Raw genomic sequence first — 23,506 nt, 5'->3', positions numbered from 1 at the left:
ATTATGAACATAGTGGTTTTAGCTGGAGGGAGAAGTACAGAGAGGGAAGTATCTATCAATACGGGCTATAAGGTATCGGCTGCTCTTATGGACAAGGGACATAATGTGTTTATGGCAGACCCGTATTTTGATATTGAAAAACCAGAGGACAGCGATTTTTTCAATTATAAGTTTGATCTTGAAAAAGGTCTCGAATATATTAAATTAAATAATAGAAATGTTAGTCGTGCGATGGTGTCAAACAAGCCTTTTTTTGGAAAGAATATCATGGAATTGTGCAGCAGGGCAGACATCGTATTCATGGCACTGCATGGAGAAGACGGTGAAAATGGAAAGGTGCAGGCAGCCTTTGACCTGGCTGGCATCAGGTACACAGGAAGCGGATATCTGGGAAGCGCTTTGGCAATGGACAAGGGGCTTTCAAAGCAGCTTTTTATCCAGAATGCGGTTCCGACTCCTGATGGAACCGTGGTCAGGGCTGGAGTGGATCCGGCAATACCTGAGGGAATGGGGCTTCCAATGGTTGTCAAACCTTGCTGTGGAGGGTCCAGTGTGGGGGTCTCTATCGTCAAGACTGTAGATGAGTATGAAAATGCATTAAAAGCGGCTCTGTGTTATGAAACGGATGTTATTGTGGAAAGCTATATCCAGGGCCGGGAGTTTTCCTGCGGCGTTCTGGGAAATAAGGCTCTCCCAGTGATTGAAATTGCGCCTATCGGTGGGTTCTATGATTATGAGCACAAATATATTGCAGGGATGGCTGAGGAGATATGTCCTGCAGAAATCAAAAATGAAATAGCAGAAAAAATACAGGAAATCACTTTAAATGCCGGAAAAGCATTGAGACTGGAAACCTATTACAGAGCGGACTTTATACTGGATGAGGAAGAAAATCTCTATTGTCTCGAAGTGAATACACTTCCGGGAATGACCGCCACGAGTCTTCTGCCCCAGGAAGCCAACGCAGTGGGAATCGGGTTTGGTGATTTGTGTGAAAAAATCATCGAATTATCCATCCGGAAATATGACGGAGGTCAATAATGGACGGAATGACTTTATCAGATGTGGTACTTGCCACAAACGGGACGTTCTATGGGGATAAGAAAGATCTGCAGAAGGAAATAACGGGAATCACTATTGACAGCAGACAGGTTGAAGAGGGAAATCTGTTTATTGCAATAAAGGGAGAGCGCGTGGACGGACATGACTTCATTCCGGCCATAAGGAATGCGGGAGCTGTGGCCTCTGTATGTGAAAGACAGCCAGACAGCGGGATGGAACCCTATGTGCTTGTGGATTCGACCCTGCAGGCAATCAAGGATATAGCCCGGTATTACCGGTCCAATATGCCAGTCAAGGTGATAGGTGTCAGCGGAAGCGTTGGAAAGACATCAGCAAAAGAAATGATCGCATCTGTTTTGTCTGAAAAACATTACGTATTAAAAACCATAGGTAATTTTAATAATGAAATCGGGATGCCGCTCACATTGTTCAGGCTGACCCGGGAGCATGAGGCGGCTGTTGTTGAGATGGGCATCAGCGATTTCGGAGAAATGCACAGACTCAGCCAGATTGCCCGTCCCGATATCTGCGTCATTACAAATATCGGACAATGCCATTTGGACAAACTGGGTGACCGGGATGGAGTGTATAGGGCAAAATCTGAAATGTTCGAATTTTTGCCCCGGGATGGCATCATCATACTTAACGGCGATGATGATATCCTTTCCCGGGCTGCAATGATAAATGGCATCCGGCCGCTATTTTTTGGACTGGGCCATCAAAATGATATCTATGCAGAAAACATAGTCCCGCAGGGACTGGAAAAGATTTATTTTGAGATAGTAATACCCTCAAAAAATGAGAGGTTTCGTGTAGAATTAAACCAGCCCGGCAGGCATATGATTTATAATGCCCTGGCAGCAGCGGCGGTGGGAATGTCACTTGGACTGAAATCGGAGCAGATCAAAAGAGGCATCGAAAAGAATGAGAAGGTGAAGGGGAGAGTCAATATCATCCAAACGGATAAATGGACGATCATTGATGACTGTTATAATGCAAACCCGGTTTCCATGAAAGCCTCGCTGGATCTGCTGGCAGAGGCTTCCGGAAGAAAGGTGGCTATACTTGGGGATATGCTGGAACTGGGAAAGGATGAAGAAATCCTCCACAAGGAAGTGGGCAGTTATCTGGCAGAAAAAGGAATAGATCTGCTCCTGTGCAGCGGCAGGCTTTCCAGACAGACGTATGAAGGAGCAGGAGATGGTTTGTCAAAATATTATTTTGAGACCAGGGAAGAAATGATGAGAAAAATACCGGTTTTGCTGAAACCCACAGACACCATTCTGATTAAGGCTTCCCACGGAATGCATTTTGAAAAAATCGTACTTATGCTCGAAACGGATTGCTGATTACACAGCCATGTCATTGAGAATCTGCAGAATATAATTTTTCATCTGCGACGGGTTGCTAAAGAAAGCATTCGTCATTTCAAAATAGGAAACTTTGTCCCTGTAATCCGATTTAAAGGACGGGACAATACTCTGGAAAGGCTGGGGAAGAAATACCCCGGCTTTTTTAGTGTAACAGTCGGAAGCTCTGGCCCGTCTGCGGTAATCTGCATCTACGTAGCAGGCGACGGATTTATGGACTGCCATATCTTCTACGGGCAGATAGTAGTAGTCACGATAATCCGTGTGAAAGTATTTGAGTTCTCCTTCAAATGCATGGATTTCCAGACTTGCATTCGTCCCATCGGCCAAGAAGGTATATGGAAAGCGGTTGGAATGAATTGGTTTAGGTATTCCATATTGAAACTTCAGGCGCAGAAGCAATATATTTTCTCGAAAATCCGGAATTTCTTCCAGCGAAAAGTTTCCGATGAAAAATTCATTATAGGCAAGAATGTCAAGAATGGAAGCCATGCCGAAGATATCATCCCGGTTATGGAGAAAAAGCAAATCTTCCAGATTTTTTTCTCTGGTAAGGGTGTACGCACGGTAAATATCAATCAGATCACCGCCGCCCAATGTATCTTCTCTGTGTATGTCCAAAAAGGATTCCAAAGAGCTCTGCTTCAGGCTGTCCAATCCAAGCAGCTTTTTGAACCTGCGGATATTTTTGTATATGTCCGTGGCAAAAAAAGAGTGGAGCTCGCAGGAGAGCCCAAACTGTGCAGCTTTTGCTTCGATGAACGGAATATCAAACCTTGTACCATTGAAATGGATCAGGTGGTCAAAGGCTCTGATATATTGAAAGAAATTGCCCAATAATTGTTTTTCTTCACCCGGGCTTTCCGCCATCCATTGAATGGAGCACAGCTTCCCGTCTTTTTCGTGAACACATCCAATCATATAAATAGCTGCATTATTCGGAGAGAAGCCTGTTGTTTCGATATCCAGGAACAGGCTTTTTTTATCCGGGAAAAATCGGCTTGGGAGCAGGTCAGTCCCTGTGGTGGATTCGGTTTGGCGGATTTTCATAATAACTCCTTCTATAATAATGCAATTATTATAACATATTATAGGAATGTAGTGAATCGGCAAAAAGGTGTGAAACAAAATACAAGCATGTTAAAAGATTGACGGCTTTTTTGCAGAAAATTACATTGAACAATTCATTTTGTTGAGCTATAATACCTACTTATAAAATGAAATATCAGAAAGAAGGTAAAGCATGGCTGTTTTTACATTTAAAGGTGGTGTACACCCTGACGATGGAAAAAGATTTTCAAAAGATAAGCATACTGAAAAGTTTTATCCGACAGGTGAAATGGTTTATCCTGTTTCGCAGCATATTGGTGCACCTGCTGTTCCTGTCGTGAGCGTGGGAGACAGAGTTCTGGCCGGCCAGCTGATTGCCGAGGCAGCCGGATTTGTATCCGCAAACATTTTTGCATCCGTATCTGGGACCGTTAAAGCTATTGAATCCAGGCTGGTCATCAGCGGGGATATGATTAATTCAATCGTGATTGAAAATGACGGTCAATACGAAGAAGCACCCGCATTAGTGGTAAAGCCGCTTGAAGAACTTTCCAAGGAAGAAATCAGGGGGATAATAAAATCTGCCGGCATAGTTGGGCTTGGAGGAGCCGGATTCCCAACTCATGTGAAACTCACCCCGAAAGATGATAATGCCATCGACTACATAATTATCAATGCAGCGGAATGTGAGCCCTACATTACTGCAGATTACAGACGGATGATGGAACAGCCGGAGAAGATTATAGACGGAATTAAAGTCTGCCTCGCTGTTTTCCCAAAGGCCAGATGTATCATAGCCATTGAGGATAACAAACCGGATGCCATTGCACTCTTTAAGAAGCTTTTAAAGGATGAGCAGAAGATCGAAGTGAAGGCGGTCTATACGAAATATCCGCAAGGTTCGGAAAGACATCTTATCAATGCCGTTACAGGCAGATATATCAACTCTAAAATGCTTCCGGCTGATGCGGGCTGTATCGTGGATAACGTGGATACAGTAAATGCAGTAGGCAGAGCTGTTCTGGAAGGAAAGCCTCTGACGAGCAGAATCATGACTGTGTCCGGGGATGCAGTAAAAGAACCGAAAAACTATGAAATCTTTCTGGGCACAAACATCAGTGAGCTCTTAGAGGACGCTGGGTTGAAAGAAGAGCCTGAAAAAATCCTTTCCGGCGGACCAATGATGGGTATTGCAATGTTTAATACAAATGTACCCGCAGTCAAAACCTCTTCGGCAACATTATGCTTCTTAAAAGACATAGTAGCAGCCGTAAAGCCAAGTAACTGCATCAGCTGTGGAAGATGCCTCGAAGTATGTCCCTCTCGGATAATGCCCACAAAACTGGAAGTGTATTCGAAAAACGGGGACAAAGAAATGTTTTTGAAATTTGACGGTATGGAATGCTGCGAATGCGGATGCTGTTCTTTTGCATGTCCGGCAAAACGCAATCTTGCTCAGGCCATCAAGTCCATGCGCAAGCAAATTCTGAATGACAGAAAGAAATGTTAAGGTGAGGTGAAAAAATGAATGCATTGTTAAAAGTATCTTCGAACCCTCATATACGTGATAAAAGCAGTACAACAGGGATTATGCTTGATGTAATCATCGCGCTCATGCCGGCTACCATTTTCGGAATTTATAATTTCGGCTTTAGAGCCCTTATATTGACATTGGTGTGTGTCGTAGTTTGTGCTGCAGTTGAATACGTATATCAGACACTGATGAAGCAGGAAGTGACAACAAAGGATTTAAGTGCTGTCCTTACCGGTCTGCTGATTGCAATGAATCTTCCGCCGGAACTCCCTTTCTGGATGGCGGTATTAGGCTGTATTTTTGCAATCGTGGTTGTTAAGCAGCTGTTTGGAGGAATCGGACAGAACTTTATGAATCCGGCTCTTGCTGCAAGAAACTTCATGGTTATTTCTTTTGCCGGAAGCATGACGAGATTTACCCTGGATGGTATGACTACCGCAACGCCTCTGGCTATATTGAAGACGGGCGGCACAGTGAATGTCATGGACATGTTTATTGGAAATATCGCCGGCACAATTGGTGAAACATCCGCCCTGGCTCTGTTGATCGGAGGTATCTACCTGCTCGCAAAAAGAATAATCGATATCCGTATCCCATTCTTCTATTTGCTTACGGTAGCTGTATTCGTTTCAATTTATTCAATAACTGCCAAAGGCGGATTTGACCCGGCTTTCCTGGCAGCTCATCTTTGCGGTGGCGGACTTATGCTTGGCGCGTTCTTTATGGCCACGGACTATGTCACCTCCCCAATCACCCCGAATGGACGGATAATATACGCTGTGATTATCGGTCTGCTTACCTGTATATTCCGTTTATTCGGCGGAACAGCGGAGGGTGTTTCTTTTGCAATAATTATCAGTAACCTCCTCGTTCCACTCATCGAAAGATGGACGGTGCCAAAATCTTTTGGAAAGGGGGCGGAAAAAGCATGAGTGAAAAGAAGAAAATGATAAAAAATGCATTAATTCTGTTTGCGATTACCCTTGTGGCCGGCCTGTTCCTTGGTTTGGTATATGAGGTTACAAAAATACCGCGTGCGAACCAGATAGCCAAGAAACAGCAGGAGGCATATAAGACAGTATTCCAGGATGCACAGAAATTTTCAGTCGTAGATTTTAACGCAGCGGATGTTGCCGGGTACCTTGCTGAAAAAGGTCTCTCGCAATCAATGGAAGTAATTGACGGGGTCATATTGGCAAATGACGATAGTGGAAATCCGCTGGGGTATGTTATCAATGTAACCACGAAGGAAGGGTATGCAGGCAATATCGTATTCTCCGTAGGAATCAAAAATGACGGAACTGTGAATGCCATTTCCATGCTGTCGATTGCAGAAACGGCAGGCCTTGGAATGAAGGCCAAAGAACCTGCGTTTAAGGATCAGTTTGCAAATAAAAATGTAGATAGCTTTGCTTATACGAAAAGTGGAGCTGTACAGGAAAATGAAATTGATGCAATCAGCGGCTCAACCATTACGACCAATGCCGTTACCAACGGCGTAAATGCAGCCATTTACTGTTTTGACTACCTGACGGGAGGTGGAAGTGTTGAATAAGTGTATTGAGAGATTGTATAACGGTATTATTAAAGAGAATCCTACGTTTGTACTGATTTTAGGTATGTGTCCGACCCTGGCTGTCACCACTTCAGCTATTAACGGAATTGGAATGGGTCTGGCAACAACGGTAGTATTGATTTGTTCAAACCTTATCATATCAATTTTGAGAAATATAATACCTGATTCCGTACGTATGCCGGCATTTATCGTCATCGTTGCAAGTTTTGTTACAATTGTGCAGTTTTTACTTGAAGCATATGTACCTGCATTGAATGACTCCTTGGGGATATACATTCCTCTGATTGTAGTAAACTGCATTATACTGGGCAGGGCGGAAGCGTATGCATCCAAGAATCCTCCTCTGGTTTCAACTTTTGACGGGATAGGTATGGGCCTTGGCTTTACCATTGCCCTAACTCTGCTGGGAGCATTCAGGGAGATACTTGGTTCAGGATCCGTATTTGGATTCAAATTTATTCCTTCTGAATTTAATGTAACAATATTTGTGCTTGCTCCGGGTGCTTTCTTTGTACTGGCATGTCTTGTTGCTTTCAAAAACTGGACGGGCATGAAAAAAGGCAAACCGGCCATCGAAGAATCCTGTTCTGGATGTCCGTCATGCGGTACCTGCCCTTCTAGCCAAATAGACGAAAAGAAGGAGGCATAATATGAAAGAATTAGTACTGATAATTATTGGAGCCGCCTTGGTGAACAATGTAGTTCTGAGCCAGTTCCTTGGGCTTTGTCCTTTTCTTGGAGTATCCAAAAAGCTGAAAACTTCCCTTGGCATGGGAGCTGCTGTAATATTCGTTATAACGGTTTCCTCTTTTCTGGCTGGAATTATTTTTATCGGAATCCTTGTACCGCTTCACATCAGCTATCTGCAGACGATTGTATTCATACTGGTGATTGCAGCGCTGGTCCAGCTGGTGGAAATGATTCTGAAAAAGTACAGCCGGCCCCTTTACTCAGCCTTGGGCGTATACCTTCCGTTGATTACCACAAACTGTGCCGTTCTTGGCGTTACATTGATGAATGTACAGAAAGAATACAATCTCTTGTTTAGCGTGGTTAATGGTTTGGGAGTTTCAGTCGGATTTACAATAGCTTTGCTGATTATGGCCGGTATCCGGGAGAAATCTGAATATAACGAGAACATACCGGTACCCTTCAGGGGAATGCCGATCACAATGGTTTCAGCGGGACTTATGGCAATTGCATTTTTTGGATTTTCAGGATTAATATAGGGGGGATAACGATGAGTGTTACAGGAGTAATTATCGCAGCAGCCGTTGTCGCCGGTGTGGGTATTCTGATAGGTTTTCTTTTAGGAGCGGCGGATCTGGCTTTTAAAGTAGAAGTGAATGAAATTGAGCTGAAAGTCCGTGAGGCGCTGCCAGGAAATAACTGTGGGGGATGCGGATACCCCGGATGTGATGGACTGGCTGCAGCCATTGCAAATGGAGAAGCCCCGGCAGGAGCCTGTCCAGTTGGCGGTAGCGTCACTGCACAAATAATTGCCGAAATCACGGGACAGACAGCTGATATGGTCAAAAATGTTGCTTTCGTTAAATGTCACGGAAGCAACAGTGTATCTAGTCTTAAATATGAGTACCATGGCAATATGAACTGCAAGGAAGCCGCGCTGGTATCCGGAGGCGGACCAAAAGGATGTTCTTTTGGATGTATGGGATATGGATCCTGCGTCTCGGCATGTGAGTTTGACGCTATACATGTTCAGGACGGTCTCGCATTGGTTGATAGAGAAAAATGCGTTGCCTGTGGGAAATGTATTGCAGAGTGTCCAAAAAACCTTATTGAAATGGTTCCTTACCAAGCTGAACATCTGGTACGCTGCAACAGCACAAGCAAGGGAAAAGACGTGAAAGCGGTATGCTCGGTAGGATGTATCGCATGCAAGATGTGTGAAAAAGCATGTGCGTTTGATGCTGTCAAGGTTGTTAACAATCTGGCACATATTGATTATGATAAATGCACCAATTGCGGTGCCTGCGCGCAGAAATGTCCAACAAAAATTATTGTAATTAAAAAATAAGTACCCTTGTTATTGCAGTAAAATTAAAGTATAATTCCTATATGGGAATTATACTTTAATGGCATCTGCAAGGAGGAAAATTACATATTATGAATGTTTTATTTTTTCTAAAACCCAAAAGTGAAGTAGATTACATCTTTAATACCGATACAGTCAAAGAGGCATTAATGGTAATGGCAAAGCGTAATTATACGGCGGTTCCAATCATCAACAGGATGGGCAAACTGGCCGGGACCATAACAGACCGGGATATTGTGCAGTACATGCAGGAGAACAGCAGCCTTTGTCTTAATGACATCCAGGATATGCCGATCAGAATGATTAAAAGAAACAGGGACAACATCCCGGTCAATGCAAATGCCAACATAGAAGACATGATGTCAAAAGCACTTAACCAAAACTTTGTGCCAGTCGTGGATGACGACAATAAATTTATTGGTATCGTTACCAGAAAAGACATAATGGAACAGTGGAACAATAAGTACATACAAAACAGATTCGCAATGGGTTAGCTCTGCGGACTGATGGTAATGATATTACCATCAGTCTTTTTTAATCCGGAAGACAGATACATATTGTCGTCCTTATCAACAAAAACGGCCTCGATACCATCCAGGCTTTCTATCAGCTCCATTCCTTTTTCAAGCCCCAGGGCAAAGCAGGATGTGCTGAGGCAGTCGCCATCCAGAGAGGAAGATGAAAGGATCGTTACGGAAGAAAGATTGTTTTCTACAGGATAGCCGGTTGTTGTGTCCAGTATATGATGGTAAAGTTTACCGTTTTCATAGAAATATCTTTCGTAATTTCCGGATGACACAATGGAGATATCTGATCCCTGGACTATGGCAAGGGATTCATTCCTTTTGGCAAACGGCTTCTGTATCCCTATCCTGTAAGCACTCCCGTCAGGTTTGCTTCCAACCAGCAGAACATTGCCTCCTAAGTCAATCACCGCACTTTTAACGTTTTGGCTCAAAAGATATTCCTTCAGCTTGTCTGCAATATAACCTTTTGCAAGAGCGCCCAGGTCAATGGAGGTGGCCGGGTTTGTGAGGCGCACTGAACCGTCGTTGATAGAAATGTACTTGCTTCCGACGCCCTTTAAGGCTTCCTTTATAGCTTCATTGCCCGGAACAGCAGGGTTATCTGAAGTGAAAGCCCATAATTGGCTTAAACCTGCAACAGTTATATCAAATTTTCCATCAGTCAGTGCTGAGTATTGCAAAGCGGTATTTATTATATCCAAAGTATCGGGGCTTGGACTCGCAAGAATCTTATCCCGGTTGAGGATAGAAATTTCACTCGTTTCAATCGTTCGGCTGAAAAGCTGCTCGTAGCCGGCGCATATGGAGAAGCATTCGTCGATTATGGAAGCATCCGTTTCGCCATAAAGCGTAATGGTTACTACAGTATCAAAGTAAAAATCAGTCTTCGTCACAGTATCTGCGGATGAATCATTGGAGCATCCGGTAAGTGTCAGAAGCAATAAAGCCAAAACAATTATTGTTTTTTTCATATATCCGTACCATTCCTTTTAGTGTGTGCAATATATGATATCATAATGCATTTTACTTTAAAACACTTTTATGCTATCATGATAAAAAACATTAGTTCTGTTAGGAAAACTATATGAAGAAAAACGATATCATTTTACTGGCAACGATACTGGCTGTGTCTTTCGTTGCTTTTATACTGTTTAATATCCTGCTGCCGCAACAGGGGGCCTATGTGGAGATTGTCGTAAAGGGGGAAGTTGTGAAGTCCCTCCCGTTGGATGAGAACACCCAATATATGATTGTGTCGGAAAAAGGCTACAATGTTTTGGATATTAATAATAGAGAGGCGAAAATTACGGATGCATCCTGTCCGGATAAGTTGTGTATGCACCAGAAAAGTATAAAATCTTCCGATGAATCATTGATATGTCTACCAAACGAGGTTGTGGTCAGGGTGGTTGGAGAGACTGATGCATCTGAGCTGGATGGCATAGCTGATTAGAAAGGGGAAGAGAATGGCAAAAAGAATATCCTATCTGTCCATGTTTACAGCATTTGCCATAATACTTAGTTATATTGAAGTGATTCTTCCTTTTAACTTTGGAATACCCGGTGTCAAACTGGGGCTTGCAAATCTTGTTGTGGTCATAGTCCTCTTTAATATTGGACCCAGAGAAGCCATGCTGATCAACATTGTACGGATTTTCATAATTGCGCTTTTATTCGGGAATCCCTTCAGCCTTCTCTTCAGCTTTGCCGGTGCGTTCATTAGTTTCGTTTTCATGTTCCTGGCAATGAAATCCAAGCTGTTCTCCATAATAGCCGTGAGCGTGGTCGGCGGGGTGACCCATAATATTGCCCAGATAGTAATAGCATCCCTGGTTGTAGAAACCTATGGCATTCTCTACTATCTTCCGGTCCTTATAATAGCAGGGTTTGTTACGGGCCTGGTCTTAGGGATTATCGCAAATCTGTTTCAAAATAAAGTTAAAACATTACTTAGGCAGGTATAATATGATTTCATACATTAAAGGTGAATTAAGGGAGATTTCTGAAAAGAAAATCGTGATTGAAAACCAGAACATGGGGTATAATATTATTGTTCCCACATCCCTGATACCGGCGCTTCCGGCAGTGGGGAATGAAGTCAGGGTGTATACTTATCTATACGTACGGGAAGATGCCATCAATTTATATGGATTTCTTTCAAAGGATGACTTGGGAATTTTCAAGATGCTGATTCAGGTCAGCGGCATCGGTCCAAAGGGGGCACTGGGAATATTGTCGACCATTACGCCTGATGAACTGAGGATGTCCGTCCTGGCAAATGATGCCAAAACCATAAGCCGGGCTCCGGGAATCGGAGCGAAGACAGCCCAGAGGCTGATTATCGAACTCCGGGATAAGGTGAATCCGGAAGATATCCTTGGAGATACGGGCGAGGAAGGATTTGCGGCAAACACGGATGATATAAGAAGCGAAGCGGTACAGGCGCTGGCAACACTTGGGTATTCGATTACCGAATCCCACAAAGCTGTTAATTCGGCATACTCTACGAATATTACAGATGTGGAGGCATTGCTGAGGGAAGCATTAAAAAAGCTGATATGATAAACAGGTGGAGAAAAAATGAACAAGCGGATAATTAGCACAGACCTGGAAGTGGAAGAGGAAAGCATAGAAAACCACTTGAGACCCAGGTGTTTAAAAGATTATATCGGTCAGACCAAAGCAAAGGAAAACCTTAAAATATTTATTGAAGCAGCCAAATCACGTGGTGAATCTCTGGATCATACGCTTTTTTACGGACCTCCTGGTCTTGGAAAGACCACACTGGCTGGAATTATCGCAAACGAAATGGGTGTGAATATCAAAATCACCAGCGGACCGGCCATTGAAAAGCAGGGAGAAATGGCTGCGGTTCTGAACAGTCTGTCAGAAGGGGATATTCTATTCATTGATGAAATCCACAGACTGAACCGGCAGGTGGAAGAATTGCTTTATCCGGCCATGGAGGACTTTGCCATTGATATTATGATTGGAAAAGGACCTTCCGCAAGATCCATCCGTCTGAATATACCCAAATTTACCCTGATTGGAGCCACCACAAGGGCTGGACTGCTGACAGCGCCGCTAAGAGACCGATTTGGGCTCATAAGCCGCCTTGAATTCTATACGGAGGAAGATCTCCAGATAATAGTGGAAAGGTCGGCCAGGGTTCTTGGAGTAAGGATTGATTCCAGGGGAGCCATGGAGATAGCCAGGAGATCGAGAGGTACTCCCCGGCTTGCCAATCGGCTTTTAAAGCGGGTAAGGGACTTTGCACAGGTAAAATACGATGGGGATATCACCAGGGAAGTGGCTGATGATGCACTGAACCTTCTGGAAGTGGATAAGGAAGGGCTTGATCTTAACGACAGGACCATTCTTCTTACACTGATTGAAAAATTTGGTGGAGGGCCGGCCGGTCTGGACACTCTGGCAGCCGCAATCGGAGAAGATACAGGAACTCTTGAAGAGGTGTATGAACCCTATCTGATCAAAAAAGGTCTTATTATGAGAACCCCCCGTGGCAGAGTCGTCACGGAAAGTGCATATCTTCACCTGGGTCTGTCTAAAATCAAATAACGGTTGTTTTTATATCTTGATACGTTATAATTATAATATCCAATAAAATCCGGGGGAATAATGGCATGACGGCAAAGAATAATACTGAGGTAATTATAGACGGAAACAAGTATACGCTCAGCGGTTATGAAAGCGAAGAATATCTTCAGAAGGTAAGCTCGTATATTAACGGTAAAATTGCAGAATACAGAAAAGATCCTGCCTACAAAAAAATGAATTTTGATGCCCAGAAAGCGATGCTGGAGCTTAATATTGCAGACGAATATTTTAAAACAAAAAAAAGAGCAGATGAACTGGAAGCGGAAGTGGGAGACAAGGACAGACAGCTGTATGACATAAAACATGAGCTTGTCACGGAGAGGCTTAATAACCAGGAGAATGAAAAGGAAATAATCCGACTGAAGAATGAGGCAAACGAATACCAAAAAGAAATTATCCGCTTGGAAACAAGAATGACGGATATGGATAATTCATATTAAAAATAAACGGGCCGGAAGCAAATGATTTTTACTTTTGTTTCGGCTTGCTTATTTTGGTGAGGAAAAATTATGAAAGTTGAATTACTATCCCCGGCAGGTTCGTATGAATCACTGAGAGCGGCTGTCAATGCGGGGGCTGATGCGGTCTATCTGGGAGGTTCTATGTTCGGGGCCAGGGCTTTTGCCCAGAATCTGTCCGGAGAGGATCTTTTGAAGGCAATAGATTACGTACACGTTCATGGCAAGAAGATATACATGACGCTGAACACCCTCCTTAAGGAGGAAGAAATAGAAGAAAAACTGTATGATTACTTGCTTCCTTATTACAGGCAGGGACTGGATGCACTGATTGTGCAGGACTGGGGAGCAGTACGTTTTGTGAGGAGGCATTTCCCGGATATTGCCATTCATGCAAGCACCCAAATGGCTGTAATGGGAAAATATGGAGCCAGAATCCTGAAAGATAATGGAATCAGCCGGATTGTAACACCGAGAGAGCTGTCATTAGGGGAAATAAGGGAAATCAGGGACGATTCTGACATCGAAATTGAAAGCTTTGTTCACGGGGCTCTTTGCTATTCGTATTCTGGTCAGTGCCTGATGAGCAGCATGTTGGGAGGCAGAAGCGGCAACCGGGGAAGATGTGCACAGCCCTGCAGGCTCCCATACACAGCCATGAAAGATGAGAAAACGATTTCCCAAAAGGAGGAAGCTTATCCGATCAGCCCCAAGGACATATGCACCCTGCGGCTATTGCCGGAAATACTGGAAGCAGGGGTGGGCTCCTTGAAAATCGAAGGAAGAATGAAGAGTCCAGCCTATTCTGGTGGGGTTACGGCAATATACCGGAAATACCTTGATCTGTACGAAAAGAATGGAACAGAGGGCTATCATGTGGAAAAAAACGATCTGGAGTATCTGGAAGCCCTTTATTCCCGAAATGGTTTTAGTGAGGGATATTACCGGCAGCATAACAGCAGAAACATGATTACCCTGAATAAATCCACGTATTCCTCCGACAAAGACATAAAAAATGAAAAAGATGAGATGCCGGATATCCACAAAAAGATTCATTGCAGGATGGCAATTCAGCAGGATAAAGAAGTCCGGGTGGAAATTTTTGATGACACCCATCACATCATTTATATGGGTGGCAGACCATATCCTGCACAGAATAAACCGCTGACCATTGAAAACGTAGTCCGTCAGATGATGAAGACGGGAGGCAGCAGCTATTGTTTTCAGGAGGTGGAAGTTGAGCTGGATGACGGACTCTTTATCCCGGTCGGGGATTTGAATGGACTGCGCAGGAATGCACTGGAAATGTTTACCCAGGAACTTTTAAAAAAATACAGACGGATCCTGCACAATAGTCCGGAAATTAAGGCTGAATCAGAAACAGAAAAACGCATCAAGCCGGGAATGAAATTGAACTGTATGGTCACAACCCTGGAACAATTTGAAAAAGTCATGTCTATCCCGGAAATTGACAGGATATATCTGGATTATGAATCAACCGATTTAAGTCATATTAACGCCATTGCCGACAGATGCCATGCCAAAAGAAAACAATTGTTTTTGTCCCTGCCTCCGGTCTTTAGGAGTGCTGCGGCCAATCTCTTTGAGAAGCACTTTGAGAATATGGAACAAAGCTGTCTCGACGGTTACCTGGTCAAGAGCCTGGATGAATATGGATATCTCGATAAGAGAACCAGTAAAACTCTTGTCTTCGACGCGTCCATGTATTCTCTGAATTCGGAGGCTGAAAGGATGTATAAAGAGTGGGGGGCAGAAAGTATCGCACTTCCTTATGAGCTGAACCACAGGGAACTGAAAAGGCGTATCACAGGGGACGAAGAGCTGGTCGTTTACGGATACATCCCTCTCATGATTTCTGCCGGTTGTGTGAAAAAAACTCTTGGAAAATGCGATAAAAAGCAGGAATATGTTTTTCTGAAGGACCGGTATAATAAATATTTTACAGTGAAAAGCAGCTGTGGTCTGTGCTATAATACGATTTATAACAGCCAGCCGCTTTCTCTTCTTGGGGTGTCGGATAAGGTGGAAGGCCTTGGAGTGGCTGCTTTAAGATTGGATTTTACTAAAGAAACGGCGGAAGAAACCGCTCGTATCGCAAAGGACTTTGTGAAGGTCTTTTGCGGAGGGGATACAGAAGTACTCGAAATCACGGGCTTTACAAGAGGGCATTTTAATCGCGGAATTGAGTAGGTGGCAGATTTGTTAAATATATATATAACTTCAACAAAATACATTCTAATCATATTGTTTGCATTCTTTACCTATTTTGCATTCAATACACTCCGGAATACCCCGGAAGAATACAAAAACAAGCTGTTGAAAAGACAAAGGGCTATTCTGTATATCCTTCATTTTATGGCTTTTATTTTGATTCTTATAAACAACTCGGACAAGGTTTACCAGGTGATAATATTTTACGGCTGCCAGCTGCTGTATTTTATTTTCTTTTTGGGTCTGACCGGAGTTTTTTTTGATGGCAGGATAAGCAGACCGCTCGTAAACAGCATGAGTATGATGCTCTGTATGAGTCTGATTATTCTGACCAGACTTTCCTTGGACAAGGCATTCAGACAGTTTGCTATTTTGCTGGCAGCTACCGTGATATTCTTCCTTGTGCTTTTTCTTTTTAACAAAATAAAATCCTGGCCTCGCGCTACCTGGCTGTATTGTGTCCTGGGATTGGGGCTTCTTCTGGTTGTGTTGGTAATGGGAGATACGAGCAATGGAGCAAAGCTGTCCGTCGACCTGAAGTTTTTTTCTGTTCAGCCATTGGAATTCGTGAAAATCTTTTTTGTGTTTTTTCTTGCGGCACTTTTTGAAAAGTCCACTTCCTTCAAAAATGTCATTATTTCGGCAGTATTTGCAGGAGCTCATGTAATTCTTCTCGTTCTCTCCAGAGATCTGGGCAGTGCCCTGATCTTGTTTGTGGTTTATCTTTTTGTACTGTATTCTGTAACCCAAAAGCGCTTATACCTTCTTTCTGGAACCCTGGGGGGGGCGGTGGCGGCCGTTATCGGTTATAAGCTGTTTTCCCATGTCAGAATTCGGGTACTGGCGTGGCTGAATCCGTGGTCCGTTCTTGACAATGAAGGATATCAGATAACGCAGTCCCTGTTTGCGATTGGAACCGGAGGATGGCTGGGTATGGGGCTTTTCCAGGGAAGACCTTCGGATATACCTGTGGTGGAGCAGGATTTTGTCTTTTCGGCCATCTCCGAGGAGCTGGGGGGCTTTTTTGCCCTCTGCCTGATTTTCCTGTGTCTTTGCTGCTTCCTCAGTTTCATAAGGATTTCCATGGAACAGGGAGAGCGGTTTTATAAGACGGTCGTATTGGGGCTGTCTCTGGTCTATGTGGTTCAGGTCTTTCTTACGATAGGGGGAGCCATAAAACTAATTCCTTCCACTGGTGTTACACTCCCGCTTGTAAGCTATGGAGGGAGTTCCCTGGTAGCCACTATAATCATTTTTGGCATAATCCTGGCGATTGGAATGAAGAATAATACAGGAAAATTAACGGAGAAAGATAATGGGAAAAAAGCGAAAGAAAAATCCAAATAATGAAATAATGAAAATCACTTACGTCTTTATTGCCCTGTTTGTGGCCATGATTGGATACTTTGTATATTTCATGGTTTTTCAGAGCAGAGATGTGATCAATAATAGTTATAATAAGAGACAGGATTCTTTTACAGAGAAAATTGTACGGGGAACAATATATGCAAGTGGAGGAGAAGAACTAGCCGTGACAGAAACGGATGCAGAGGGCAACGAAACCAGGGTATACCCATTTGGAAATCTTTTTGCCCACGTAATCGGAATCAATTCACATGGTCGGGCCGGTCTTGAGCTTGCTTATAATTTTGACCTTCTGACATCAAATGCAGATACGGTAGAAAAGATATTCAATGAATTTAAGGGAGTGAAAAACATTGGCGACAACATAAGCACTACCCTGGAAGTGGGTCTCCAGCAGGCAGCCAGTGATGCCCTGGGTACAAACAGGGGCGTTATTGTTGCAATGGAACCGGACACCGGAAAGGTACTTGCTATGGTTTCCAAACCAGATTACGACCCGAACCTGGCGGATACGGACTGGGCTTCTCTGAGCAGCGATACGGAGAAGGCTGTTTTGATAAACCGCTCTACCCAGGGGCTGTATACACCCGGGTCCATATTCAAAATATTCACACTCCTTGAATATATCCGGGAAAATCCGGGTTATTCCGATTATGCCTACGATTGTAACGGATCATATACAAATGGAGAGTATTCGGTCAGTTGTTTTAACGGGAAAAGTCATGGGCACCAGAATCTCATGGAAAGCTTTGCAAATTCCTGCAATAGTTCTTTTGTAAATATTGGACTGGGACTTAACCTGAAATCTTTCAGAGAGAGTTGTGGAAGCCTGCTGTTTAATGCAGATCTGCCAATTATCATCCCATATAAACGCAGCAGCTTCACGCTTAATGAAGATTCCGGGATTTTTGATGTCATGCAGACATCCATGGGACAGGGAGAAACCTTGGTTACCCCCATGCATATGCTTATGACTGTTTCTGCCATAGCGAATGAAGGTGTATTGGTAACACCCAGGTTTGTCGACCGAATAGAGTCATATACCGGCAATACTGTGAAGACGATACGGTCACAGGAATATGGAAATCTTATAACCTCAGATGAAGCATCTGTTTTAAAGGAATACATGAGAGCCGTGGTAACGGAGGGGACCGCATCCGAACTGAAATCAGACAGCTACACAGCGTATGGAAAAACAGGAACGGCCCAGGTGGATTCCGGAGACAAGGCTCATTCCTGGTTCGTAGGTTTTGCAGAAAATGGCGATAAAAAAATAGCTATATGTGTACTGTTCGAGGAAATGCCCTCTGGCACAAAATGGTCTGTAAACGCCGCAAAAAGCGTCCTTGACTATTATTTCAGGTAGATGTCTTCAATTTGCTTGATTTTACGATTCTTCTGCGCTATACTGAATTCAATTTAGGTGCACACTGAAAGACAGGAGGGATTGCGGTGATTGAGGCAACGAGCTGTGGTGGTGTGGTGATTTTTCGTGGCAAGGTTCTTGTGCTTTATAAAAATTTCAAAAACAGATATGAAGGATGGGTATTGCCAAAGGGAACGGTAGAAGCAGGGGAAGATTTCAAGCAGACAGCCTTAAGGGAAGTTAGGGAAGAGACCGGTGTAGAAGCTTCCATTATCAAATATGTTGGTACGAGCAGCTATACTTTTTCAGTACCTCAGGATGTGGTCGAAAAGGATGTACACTGGTACCTTATGATGGCGGACAGCTACTACAGTAAACCTCAGCGTGAGGAATTTTTCACTGATTCGGGATACTATAAGATACATGAAGCATATCATCTGTTGAAATTTGAAAACGAAAAAAATATCCTGGAGAAATGCTATAATGAATATCTGGAACTAAAAAAAAGCAATCTCTGGGGAGCCAGGAAATATTATTATTAAGCCATGATGGAGAATAGGAATTACCAGAAAATTCTGGATAATAAAATCAAAGAGCTAAACCGTGACGGAGAGGTACCATCTTTGCTGCTGCACAGCTGCTGTGCACCCTGTAGCAGCTATGTGCTGGAATACCTGTCTGATTACTTTGAAATTCATCTTTTTTATTACAATCCGAACATATATCCGCCAGAGGAATATGCATACCGGGAAGCCGAACAGCAAAGACTTATTGATTCCATGTCTAATAAGCATCCCGTAACGTTCATTCAGGGGGAATTTAATACATCTGAGTTTTACGGAGCCATAAAAGGACTGGAAAATGAACCCGAAGGCGGAGCCAGATGCCTGAAATGCTACGAATTAAGACTCCGGGAAACGGCAAAGATGGCAAAAAAAATCGGGGCGGAGTATTTTACAACGACTCTGACCATAAGCCCTCTAAAAAAAGCTGCCATGATCAATGATTTGGGGCTGAAAATTGGTGCCGAGGAAGGTGTTTCCTATCTTCAATCAGATTTCAAGAAGAAAAATGGTTACAAGCGTTCTGTTGAGCTATCCGAAGCTTATGATTTATACCGCCAGGATTATTGTGGCTGCGTATATTCAAAAATGAAATAAAGTGTACGGATTCATCGGCTCAGTTATTACTGGTGATTTTTTATAAAAAATCATAAAAAACATAAGAAAATACTACAAAAAGACTTGAAAATGTGCTAAAATTAACTATATCGTTAATAATTTAACCAAGTAGTTAAATCGTACCTATTCAAGTCAGAGAATCCTGAATGTCTGAGAATGAAAAATTCAGACTGAAATGGATTTAATTTTTCCTGGCAATGTTAAAATATTAACATTAATATTTTATAAGGAGGATATTCAATATGAAGGTCGGTATTATCGGAGCAGGCACAATGGGAACAGGCATCGCACAGGTATTTGCCTCATCAGAAGGATACAATGTTGCATTATGTGATATCAGTAATGAATTCGCAGCCGGGGGAAAGAAAAGAATTGAAAAAGGGTTCGCTAAAAGAATTGAAAAAGGGAAAATGGACCAGGCCGAAGCGGATGTAATACTCGCAAAGATTGAAACAGGAACAATCGAAATCTGTTCAGAATGTGATTTGATCATCGAGGCTGCCATCGAGAACATGGAGATTAAAAAACACACATTCATGGAGTTGCAGACAATCTGTAAACCAGAATGCATATTTGCATCAAATACATCTGCTCTCTCGATAACGGAGATGGGCACGGGATTGAACAGGCCGCTCATTGGGATGCATTTCTTTAATCCGGCACCAGTCATGAAGCTGGTTGAGATAATAGCAGGATTAAATACGCCTCAGGAAACAGTAGATAAGATTAAAACCATATCAGAAGACCTGGGCAAGGTGCCGGTGCAGGTGAACGAGGCAGCAGGATTCGTAGTCAACAGGATTCTTGTGCCGATGATAAATGAAGCAGTCGGCATCCTCGCATCGGGGACTGCGACAGCGGAAGGAATTGACCAGGCGATGAAGCTGGGGGCCAACCATCCAATGGGACCGTTAGAATTAGGAGATCTGATTGGTCTTGATGTCGTACTTGCCATCATGGAAGTTTTGCAGGCGGAAACAGGAGATATGAAATACCGACCGGAACCATTGCTAAAGAAAATGGTTCGTGGGGGAAAACTCGGCAGGAAAACAGGAATCGGATTTTACGATTACAGATAATAATCAGGAGGAATAAACAATGGATTTTATGTTAAGCAAGGAACATGAAATGGTGAGACACCTTTTCCGTGATTTTGCAGTGAAGGAAGTTAAACCGCTTGCCCAGGAGGTGGATGAAACAGAACGCTTTCCGGTTGAAACAGTGAAAAAAATGAACAAATTAGGATTTATGGGGATTCCAGTACCCAAAGAATATGGCGGACAAGGTTGTGACACCCTGAGTTACGTTATGTGCGTGGAGGAATTGTCCAAAGTATGCGGTACTACAGGTGTAATCGTTTCAGCACATACTTCACTTTGCTGTGAACCAATCAGAAAATATGGAACAGAAGATCAGAAACAGAAATACCTGGTTCCCCTTGCAAAAGGTGAAAAGCTTGGTGCTTTCGGACTCACGGAACCGGGAGCCGGCACGGATGCATCTGGACAGCAGACAAAAGCTGTATTGGATGGAGATCATTATGTATTAAATGGTACTAAAATATTCATTACAAACGGCGGGCAGGCAGACATTTACATTGTATTTGCCATGACGGATAAAGCTCAGGGGAATCGCGGCATATCCGCTTTCATTGTTGAAAAGGATTACCCTGGATTTTCAATTGGAACGAAAGAAAAGAAAATGGGTATACGTGGATCTGCTACCACAGAGCTTATATTCCAGGACTGTATCGTACCCAAAGAAAATCTTCTTGGAAAAGAGGGAAAAGGTTTTGGTATTGCAATGGGAACCCTGGACGGCGGCCGTATAGGCATTGCCGCACAGGCACTTGGACTGGCAGAAGGTGCTCTTGAGACTACGATTGCTTACGTTAAGGAAAGAAAACAGTTTGGTAGATCCATATCCAAATTCCAGAATACTCAGTTTGAACTTGCCGATATGTACACAAAGGTGCAGGCAGCGCAGGCTCTGGTTTACAAAGCAGCTTTGGCAAAAGATACACAGTCGAGTTTTTCACTTGAAGCAGCAGTTGCGAAACTATATGCATCAGAAGTGGCAATGGAAATCACAACCAAGGCAGTGCAGCTCCATGGCGGTTATGGATATATCAGGGATTATGATGTAGAGCGCATGATGCGGGATGCAAAAATAACAGAGATATACGAGGGAACATCCGAAGTACAGAAAATGGTTATTTCCGCAAATATCTTATAATGGATAAAAGGAGTGAAAAAATAGTGAAAATTATAGTTTGCATAAAACAGGTGCCGGATACCAATGAAGTGAAGTTAGATCCTGTTACAGGTACACTCATCCGGGAAGGGGTTCCGAGCATTATGAACCCTGATGACAAAGCAGGACTTGAGGCAGCATTAAGAATAAAAGACCAGACTGGTGCTGAAGTAACCGTTATTTCCATGGGTCCTCCCCAGGCAGATGCCGTACTTAGGGAAGGGCTGGCTATGGGTGCAGATAAAGCCATTCTTCTGACGGACAGGGCCTTTGGGGGTGCCGACACATGGGCCACATCCTCAACCTTAGCAGCCGCAATTCGAAATGTGGAGTACGACCTTATTTTTACAGGCCGTCAAGCGATTGACGGAGATACTGCTCAGGTAGGACCGCAGATTGCGGAGCATCTTGGCATTCCAAACGTCAGTTATGCAGAAGAAGTAAAAATGGAAGGAACGGCTGTTATAGTAAAGAGACAGTTCGAGGACAGATATCATGTCATAAAAGTGCAGACACCTTGCCTCATTACAGCATTATCCGAGCTGAATAACCCAAGATATATGACTCCTGGCGGAATATTTGATGCGTATCGGGAAAAAGAAATTACCGTTTGGGGACTGTCAGATATCACCATCGATATGGGGGATATCGGTTTGAAGGGTTCTCCTACAAGGGTAGCAAAATCTTTTCCTAAGAGCCTGAAGCCATCCGGCACAAAAGTGAAGCTGGATCCGGAAGAATCTGCTCAATACATTGTAGACAAATTAAAAGAAAAATTTGTATTCTAACATATAGGAGAAAGTGGTGAAAAATAGATGAACATACAGGAATATAAAGGAGTATTTGTGTTTATCCAGCAGATAGATGCAAAGGTCACAGGAGTTTCTTATGAATTGCTTGGAAAGGGTAGGGAATTAGCCGAGAAACTGAATTCAGACGTAACAGCCGTCCTGCTGGGACATAATGTAGGCGGATTATGCGACAAACTGGCTTCTTTCGGCGCAGATAAAGTTGTACTTGTGGATGATGCTGCACTTGAAACCTATACCACGGAACCATATACCCATGCTGTGCATTCCGTTATTGAAAAATATAAGCCGGAAATCTTTCTTTTTGGCGCTACAGCAATTGGAAGAGATCTTGCACCGCGCGTTTCTGCGAGGGTTCATACAGGTCTGACGGCAGATTGTACCAAGCTTGAAATAGATGAAGAGTCGAAGCTTCTCAGGATGACGAGACCCGCCTTTGGCGGTAATATCATGGCAACAATTCTTTGCCCGGATTTCCGTCCTCAGATGGCAACAGTCCGTCCGGGAGTAATGAAGAAAATCCTTCCAATTGAGGGGGCAAAAGCAGTCGTAGATGAATTCAATCCTGGATTCGAATTAAACAATAAATATGTTGAAGTTGTAGAAATCATCAAAAAAGTCAGCAACAAAGTGGATATTATGGATGCCAAAATTCTCGTATCCGGGGGCCGCGGTGTTGGCTCACCTGAAAACTTTAAATTACTGAAAGATCTGGCAGATGCAATCGGCGGAGAAGTGGCTTCTTCCAGAGCCAGCGTAGATGCAGGATGGACAGAAAAGGATATTCAGGTTGGGCAGACGGGCAAAACTGTACGTCCTTCTGTATACTTTGCCTGCGGCATTTCCGGTGCCATTCAGCATCTGGCAGGGATGGAGGAATCAGATCTGATAATTGCCATCAACAAAGATGAATCTGCGCCGATATTTGACGTAGCAGACGTGGGCATTGTAGGTGATTTGAATAAAATCCTCCCAATACTTACGGAAAAAATCAAAACAGAATTTGCAGCAAATAAATAATTCAAGAATAAAAAAACACAGCAGTTCAG

Annotated in this window: 25 protein-coding genes; 23 read left to right on the top strand and 2 right to left on the bottom strand. The window is 43.4% G+C overall.

All coding sequences use genetic code 11. The annotated features are described in order from the left end of the window. Positions 1-3: 3 nt before the first annotated feature. The gene (locus BUA79_RS00715) at positions 4-1,041 is read left to right on the top strand and encodes a D-alanine--D-alanine ligase (RefSeq protein ID WP_073992441.1); all 1,038 of its coding nucleotides are present in this window, start codon (positions 4-6) and stop codon (positions 1,039-1,041) included. Then, positions 1,041-2,411: a UDP-N-acetylmuramoyl-tripeptide--D-alanyl-D-alanine ligase gene (locus BUA79_RS00710; RefSeq protein WP_073992440.1), complete on the top strand. Its 1,371-nt coding sequence runs from the start codon at positions 1,041-1,043 to the stop codon at positions 2,409-2,411. Before BUA79_RS00715 ends, BUA79_RS00710 begins: the two co-directional genes overlap by 1 nt. Here BUA79_RS00710 and BUA79_RS00705 read toward each other — a convergent pair whose 3' ends face one another. Then, positions 2,412-3,482 (bottom strand): ribonuclease H-like domain-containing protein, encoded by a 1,071-nt coding sequence (locus BUA79_RS00705; protein WP_094757235.1) that lies wholly within the window; start codon positions 3,480-3,482, stop codon positions 2,412-2,414. Positions 3,483-3,675: 193 nt separating this feature from the next. Between BUA79_RS00705 and rsxC the strand changes: the two genes are divergently transcribed. The 7 genes from rsxC to BUA79_RS00670 all read left to right on the top strand — a co-directional run bounded on the left by rsxC (position 3,676) and on the right by BUA79_RS00670 (position 9,142). Next, positions 3,676-4,992, top strand: a complete 1,317-nt coding sequence (rsxC, locus tag BUA79_RS00700; protein WP_073992439.1) for an electron transport complex subunit RsxC — start codon at positions 3,676-3,678, stop codon at positions 4,990-4,992. 14 nt (positions 4,993-5,006) lie between these two features. Beyond that, on the top strand, positions 5,007-5,948 hold the full coding sequence (locus BUA79_RS00695; protein ID WP_073992438.1) for an RnfABCDGE type electron transport complex subunit D: 942 nt from the start codon (positions 5,007-5,009) through the stop codon (positions 5,946-5,948). Continuing rightward, positions 5,945-6,571: an RnfABCDGE type electron transport complex subunit G gene (locus BUA79_RS00690; RefSeq protein ID WP_073992437.1), complete on the top strand. Its 627-nt coding sequence runs from the start codon at positions 5,945-5,947 to the stop codon at positions 6,569-6,571. The genes BUA79_RS00695 and BUA79_RS00690 overlap by 4 nt, the downstream gene beginning before the upstream one ends. Further along, the gene (rsxE, locus tag BUA79_RS00685) at positions 6,564-7,241 is read left to right on the top strand and encodes an electron transport complex subunit RsxE (protein WP_073992436.1); all 678 of its coding nucleotides are present in this window, start codon (positions 6,564-6,566) and stop codon (positions 7,239-7,241) included. The genes BUA79_RS00690 and rsxE overlap by 8 nt, the downstream gene beginning before the upstream one ends. Position 7,242: 1 nt before the next feature. Then, positions 7,243-7,821: an electron transport complex protein RnfA gene (locus BUA79_RS00680; protein ID WP_073992435.1), complete on the top strand. Its 579-nt coding sequence runs from the start codon at positions 7,243-7,245 to the stop codon at positions 7,819-7,821. An 11-nt stretch (positions 7,822-7,832) separates the two neighbouring features. Beyond that, a complete protein-coding gene (locus BUA79_RS00675) occupies positions 7,833-8,630 on the top strand; it encodes an RnfABCDGE type electron transport complex subunit B (protein WP_073992434.1) in 798 nt (265 codons plus the stop codon). A gap of 89 nt (positions 8,631-8,719) precedes the next feature. Beyond that, positions 8,720-9,142, top strand: a complete 423-nt coding sequence (locus BUA79_RS00670) for a CBS domain-containing protein (protein ID WP_073992433.1) — start codon at positions 8,720-8,722, stop codon at positions 9,140-9,142. Here BUA79_RS00670 and BUA79_RS00665 read toward each other — a convergent pair. Further along, positions 9,139-10,146, bottom strand: coding sequence for an FAD:protein FMN transferase (locus BUA79_RS00665; protein WP_073992432.1), 1,008 nt, complete (start codon positions 10,144-10,146; stop codon positions 9,139-9,141). The two genes, BUA79_RS00670 and BUA79_RS00665, sit on opposite strands and share 4 nt — an antisense overlap. A gap of 113 nt (positions 10,147-10,259) precedes the next feature. Here BUA79_RS00665 and BUA79_RS00660 point away from each other — a divergent pair, with 113 nt between their 5' ends. The 14 genes from BUA79_RS00660 (at position 10,260) to BUA79_RS00595 (ending at position 23,477) form a co-directional block, all read left to right on the top strand. Beyond that, the gene (locus tag BUA79_RS00660) at positions 10,260-10,628 is read left to right on the top strand and encodes a NusG domain II-containing protein (RefSeq protein ID WP_073992431.1); all 369 of its coding nucleotides are present in this window, start codon (positions 10,260-10,262) and stop codon (positions 10,626-10,628) included. Positions 10,629-10,641: 13 nt separating this feature from the next. After that, positions 10,642-11,139: a Gx transporter family protein gene (locus BUA79_RS00655; protein ID WP_073992430.1), complete on the top strand. Its 498-nt coding sequence runs from the start codon at positions 10,642-10,644 to the stop codon at positions 11,137-11,139. A gap of 1 nt (position 11,140) precedes the next feature. Continuing rightward, the gene (gene ruvA / locus BUA79_RS00650) at positions 11,141-11,737 is read left to right on the top strand and encodes a Holliday junction branch migration protein RuvA (protein WP_073992429.1); all 597 of its coding nucleotides are present in this window, start codon (positions 11,141-11,143) and stop codon (positions 11,735-11,737) included. Positions 11,738-11,755: 18 nt separating this feature from the next. Next, positions 11,756-12,754, top strand: coding sequence for a Holliday junction branch migration DNA helicase RuvB (gene ruvB, locus BUA79_RS00645; protein ID WP_073992428.1), 999 nt, complete (start codon positions 11,756-11,758; stop codon positions 12,752-12,754). Between the two features lie 65 nt (positions 12,755-12,819). Next, positions 12,820-13,233 carry a cell division protein ZapA gene (locus BUA79_RS00640; protein ID WP_073992427.1) on the top strand — a complete coding sequence of 138 codons (414 nt, stop codon included), beginning with the start codon at positions 12,820-12,822 and terminating at the stop codon, positions 13,231-13,233. A 69-nt stretch (positions 13,234-13,302) separates the two neighbouring features. Next, entirely contained in the window at positions 13,303-15,462 is a 2,160-nt protein-coding gene (locus BUA79_RS00635; protein ID WP_073992426.1) for a peptidase U32 family protein, read from the top strand. 9 nt (positions 15,463-15,471) lie between these two features. Then, the gene (locus BUA79_RS00630) at positions 15,472-16,830 is read left to right on the top strand and encodes an FtsW/RodA/SpoVE family cell cycle protein (RefSeq protein ID WP_073992425.1); all 1,359 of its coding nucleotides are present in this window, start codon (positions 15,472-15,474) and stop codon (positions 16,828-16,830) included. Further along, positions 16,799-18,214: a peptidoglycan D,D-transpeptidase FtsI family protein gene (locus tag BUA79_RS00625; protein ID WP_073992424.1), complete on the top strand. Its 1,416-nt coding sequence runs from the start codon at positions 16,799-16,801 to the stop codon at positions 18,212-18,214. Before BUA79_RS00630 ends, BUA79_RS00625 begins: the two co-directional genes overlap by 32 nt. Positions 18,215-18,300: 86 nt before the next feature. Then, positions 18,301-18,756 carry an NUDIX hydrolase gene (locus tag BUA79_RS00620; RefSeq protein WP_073992423.1) on the top strand — a complete coding sequence of 152 codons (456 nt, stop codon included), beginning with the start codon at positions 18,301-18,303 and terminating at the stop codon, positions 18,754-18,756. Positions 18,757-18,762: 6 nt separating this feature from the next. Further along, the gene (locus tag BUA79_RS00615) at positions 18,763-19,374 is read left to right on the top strand and encodes an epoxyqueuosine reductase QueH (protein WP_278308894.1); all 612 of its coding nucleotides are present in this window, start codon (positions 18,763-18,765) and stop codon (positions 19,372-19,374) included. Positions 19,375-19,637: 263 nt separating this feature from the next. Then, complete coding sequence (locus BUA79_RS00610; RefSeq protein WP_073992421.1) at positions 19,638-20,474, top strand: 3-hydroxyacyl-CoA dehydrogenase family protein; 837 nt, start codon at positions 19,638-19,640, stop codon at positions 20,472-20,474. Positions 20,475-20,493: 19 nt separating this feature from the next. After that, on the top strand, positions 20,494-21,630 hold the full coding sequence (locus tag BUA79_RS00605) for an acyl-CoA dehydrogenase (RefSeq protein ID WP_073992420.1): 1,137 nt from the start codon (positions 20,494-20,496) through the stop codon (positions 21,628-21,630). Between the two features lie 23 nt (positions 21,631-21,653). Further along, positions 21,654-22,436, top strand: coding sequence for an electron transfer flavoprotein subunit beta/FixA family protein (locus BUA79_RS00600; protein ID WP_073992419.1), 783 nt, complete (start codon positions 21,654-21,656; stop codon positions 22,434-22,436). 27 nt (positions 22,437-22,463) lie between these two features. Beyond that, positions 22,464-23,477 (top strand): electron transfer flavoprotein subunit alpha/FixB family protein, encoded by a 1,014-nt coding sequence (locus tag BUA79_RS00595; protein WP_073992418.1) that lies wholly within the window; start codon positions 22,464-22,466, stop codon positions 23,475-23,477. Positions 23,478-23,506 lie beyond the last annotated feature (29 nt).

The sequence above is a fragment of the Parasporobacterium paucivorans DSM 15970 genome, assembly GCF_900141895.1.
In the GTDB taxonomy this organism is placed as follows: Bacteria; Bacillota; Clostridia; order Lachnospirales; family Lachnospiraceae; genus Parasporobacterium; species Parasporobacterium paucivorans.
This window is presented reverse-complemented; position numbering and strand designations above follow the sequence as displayed.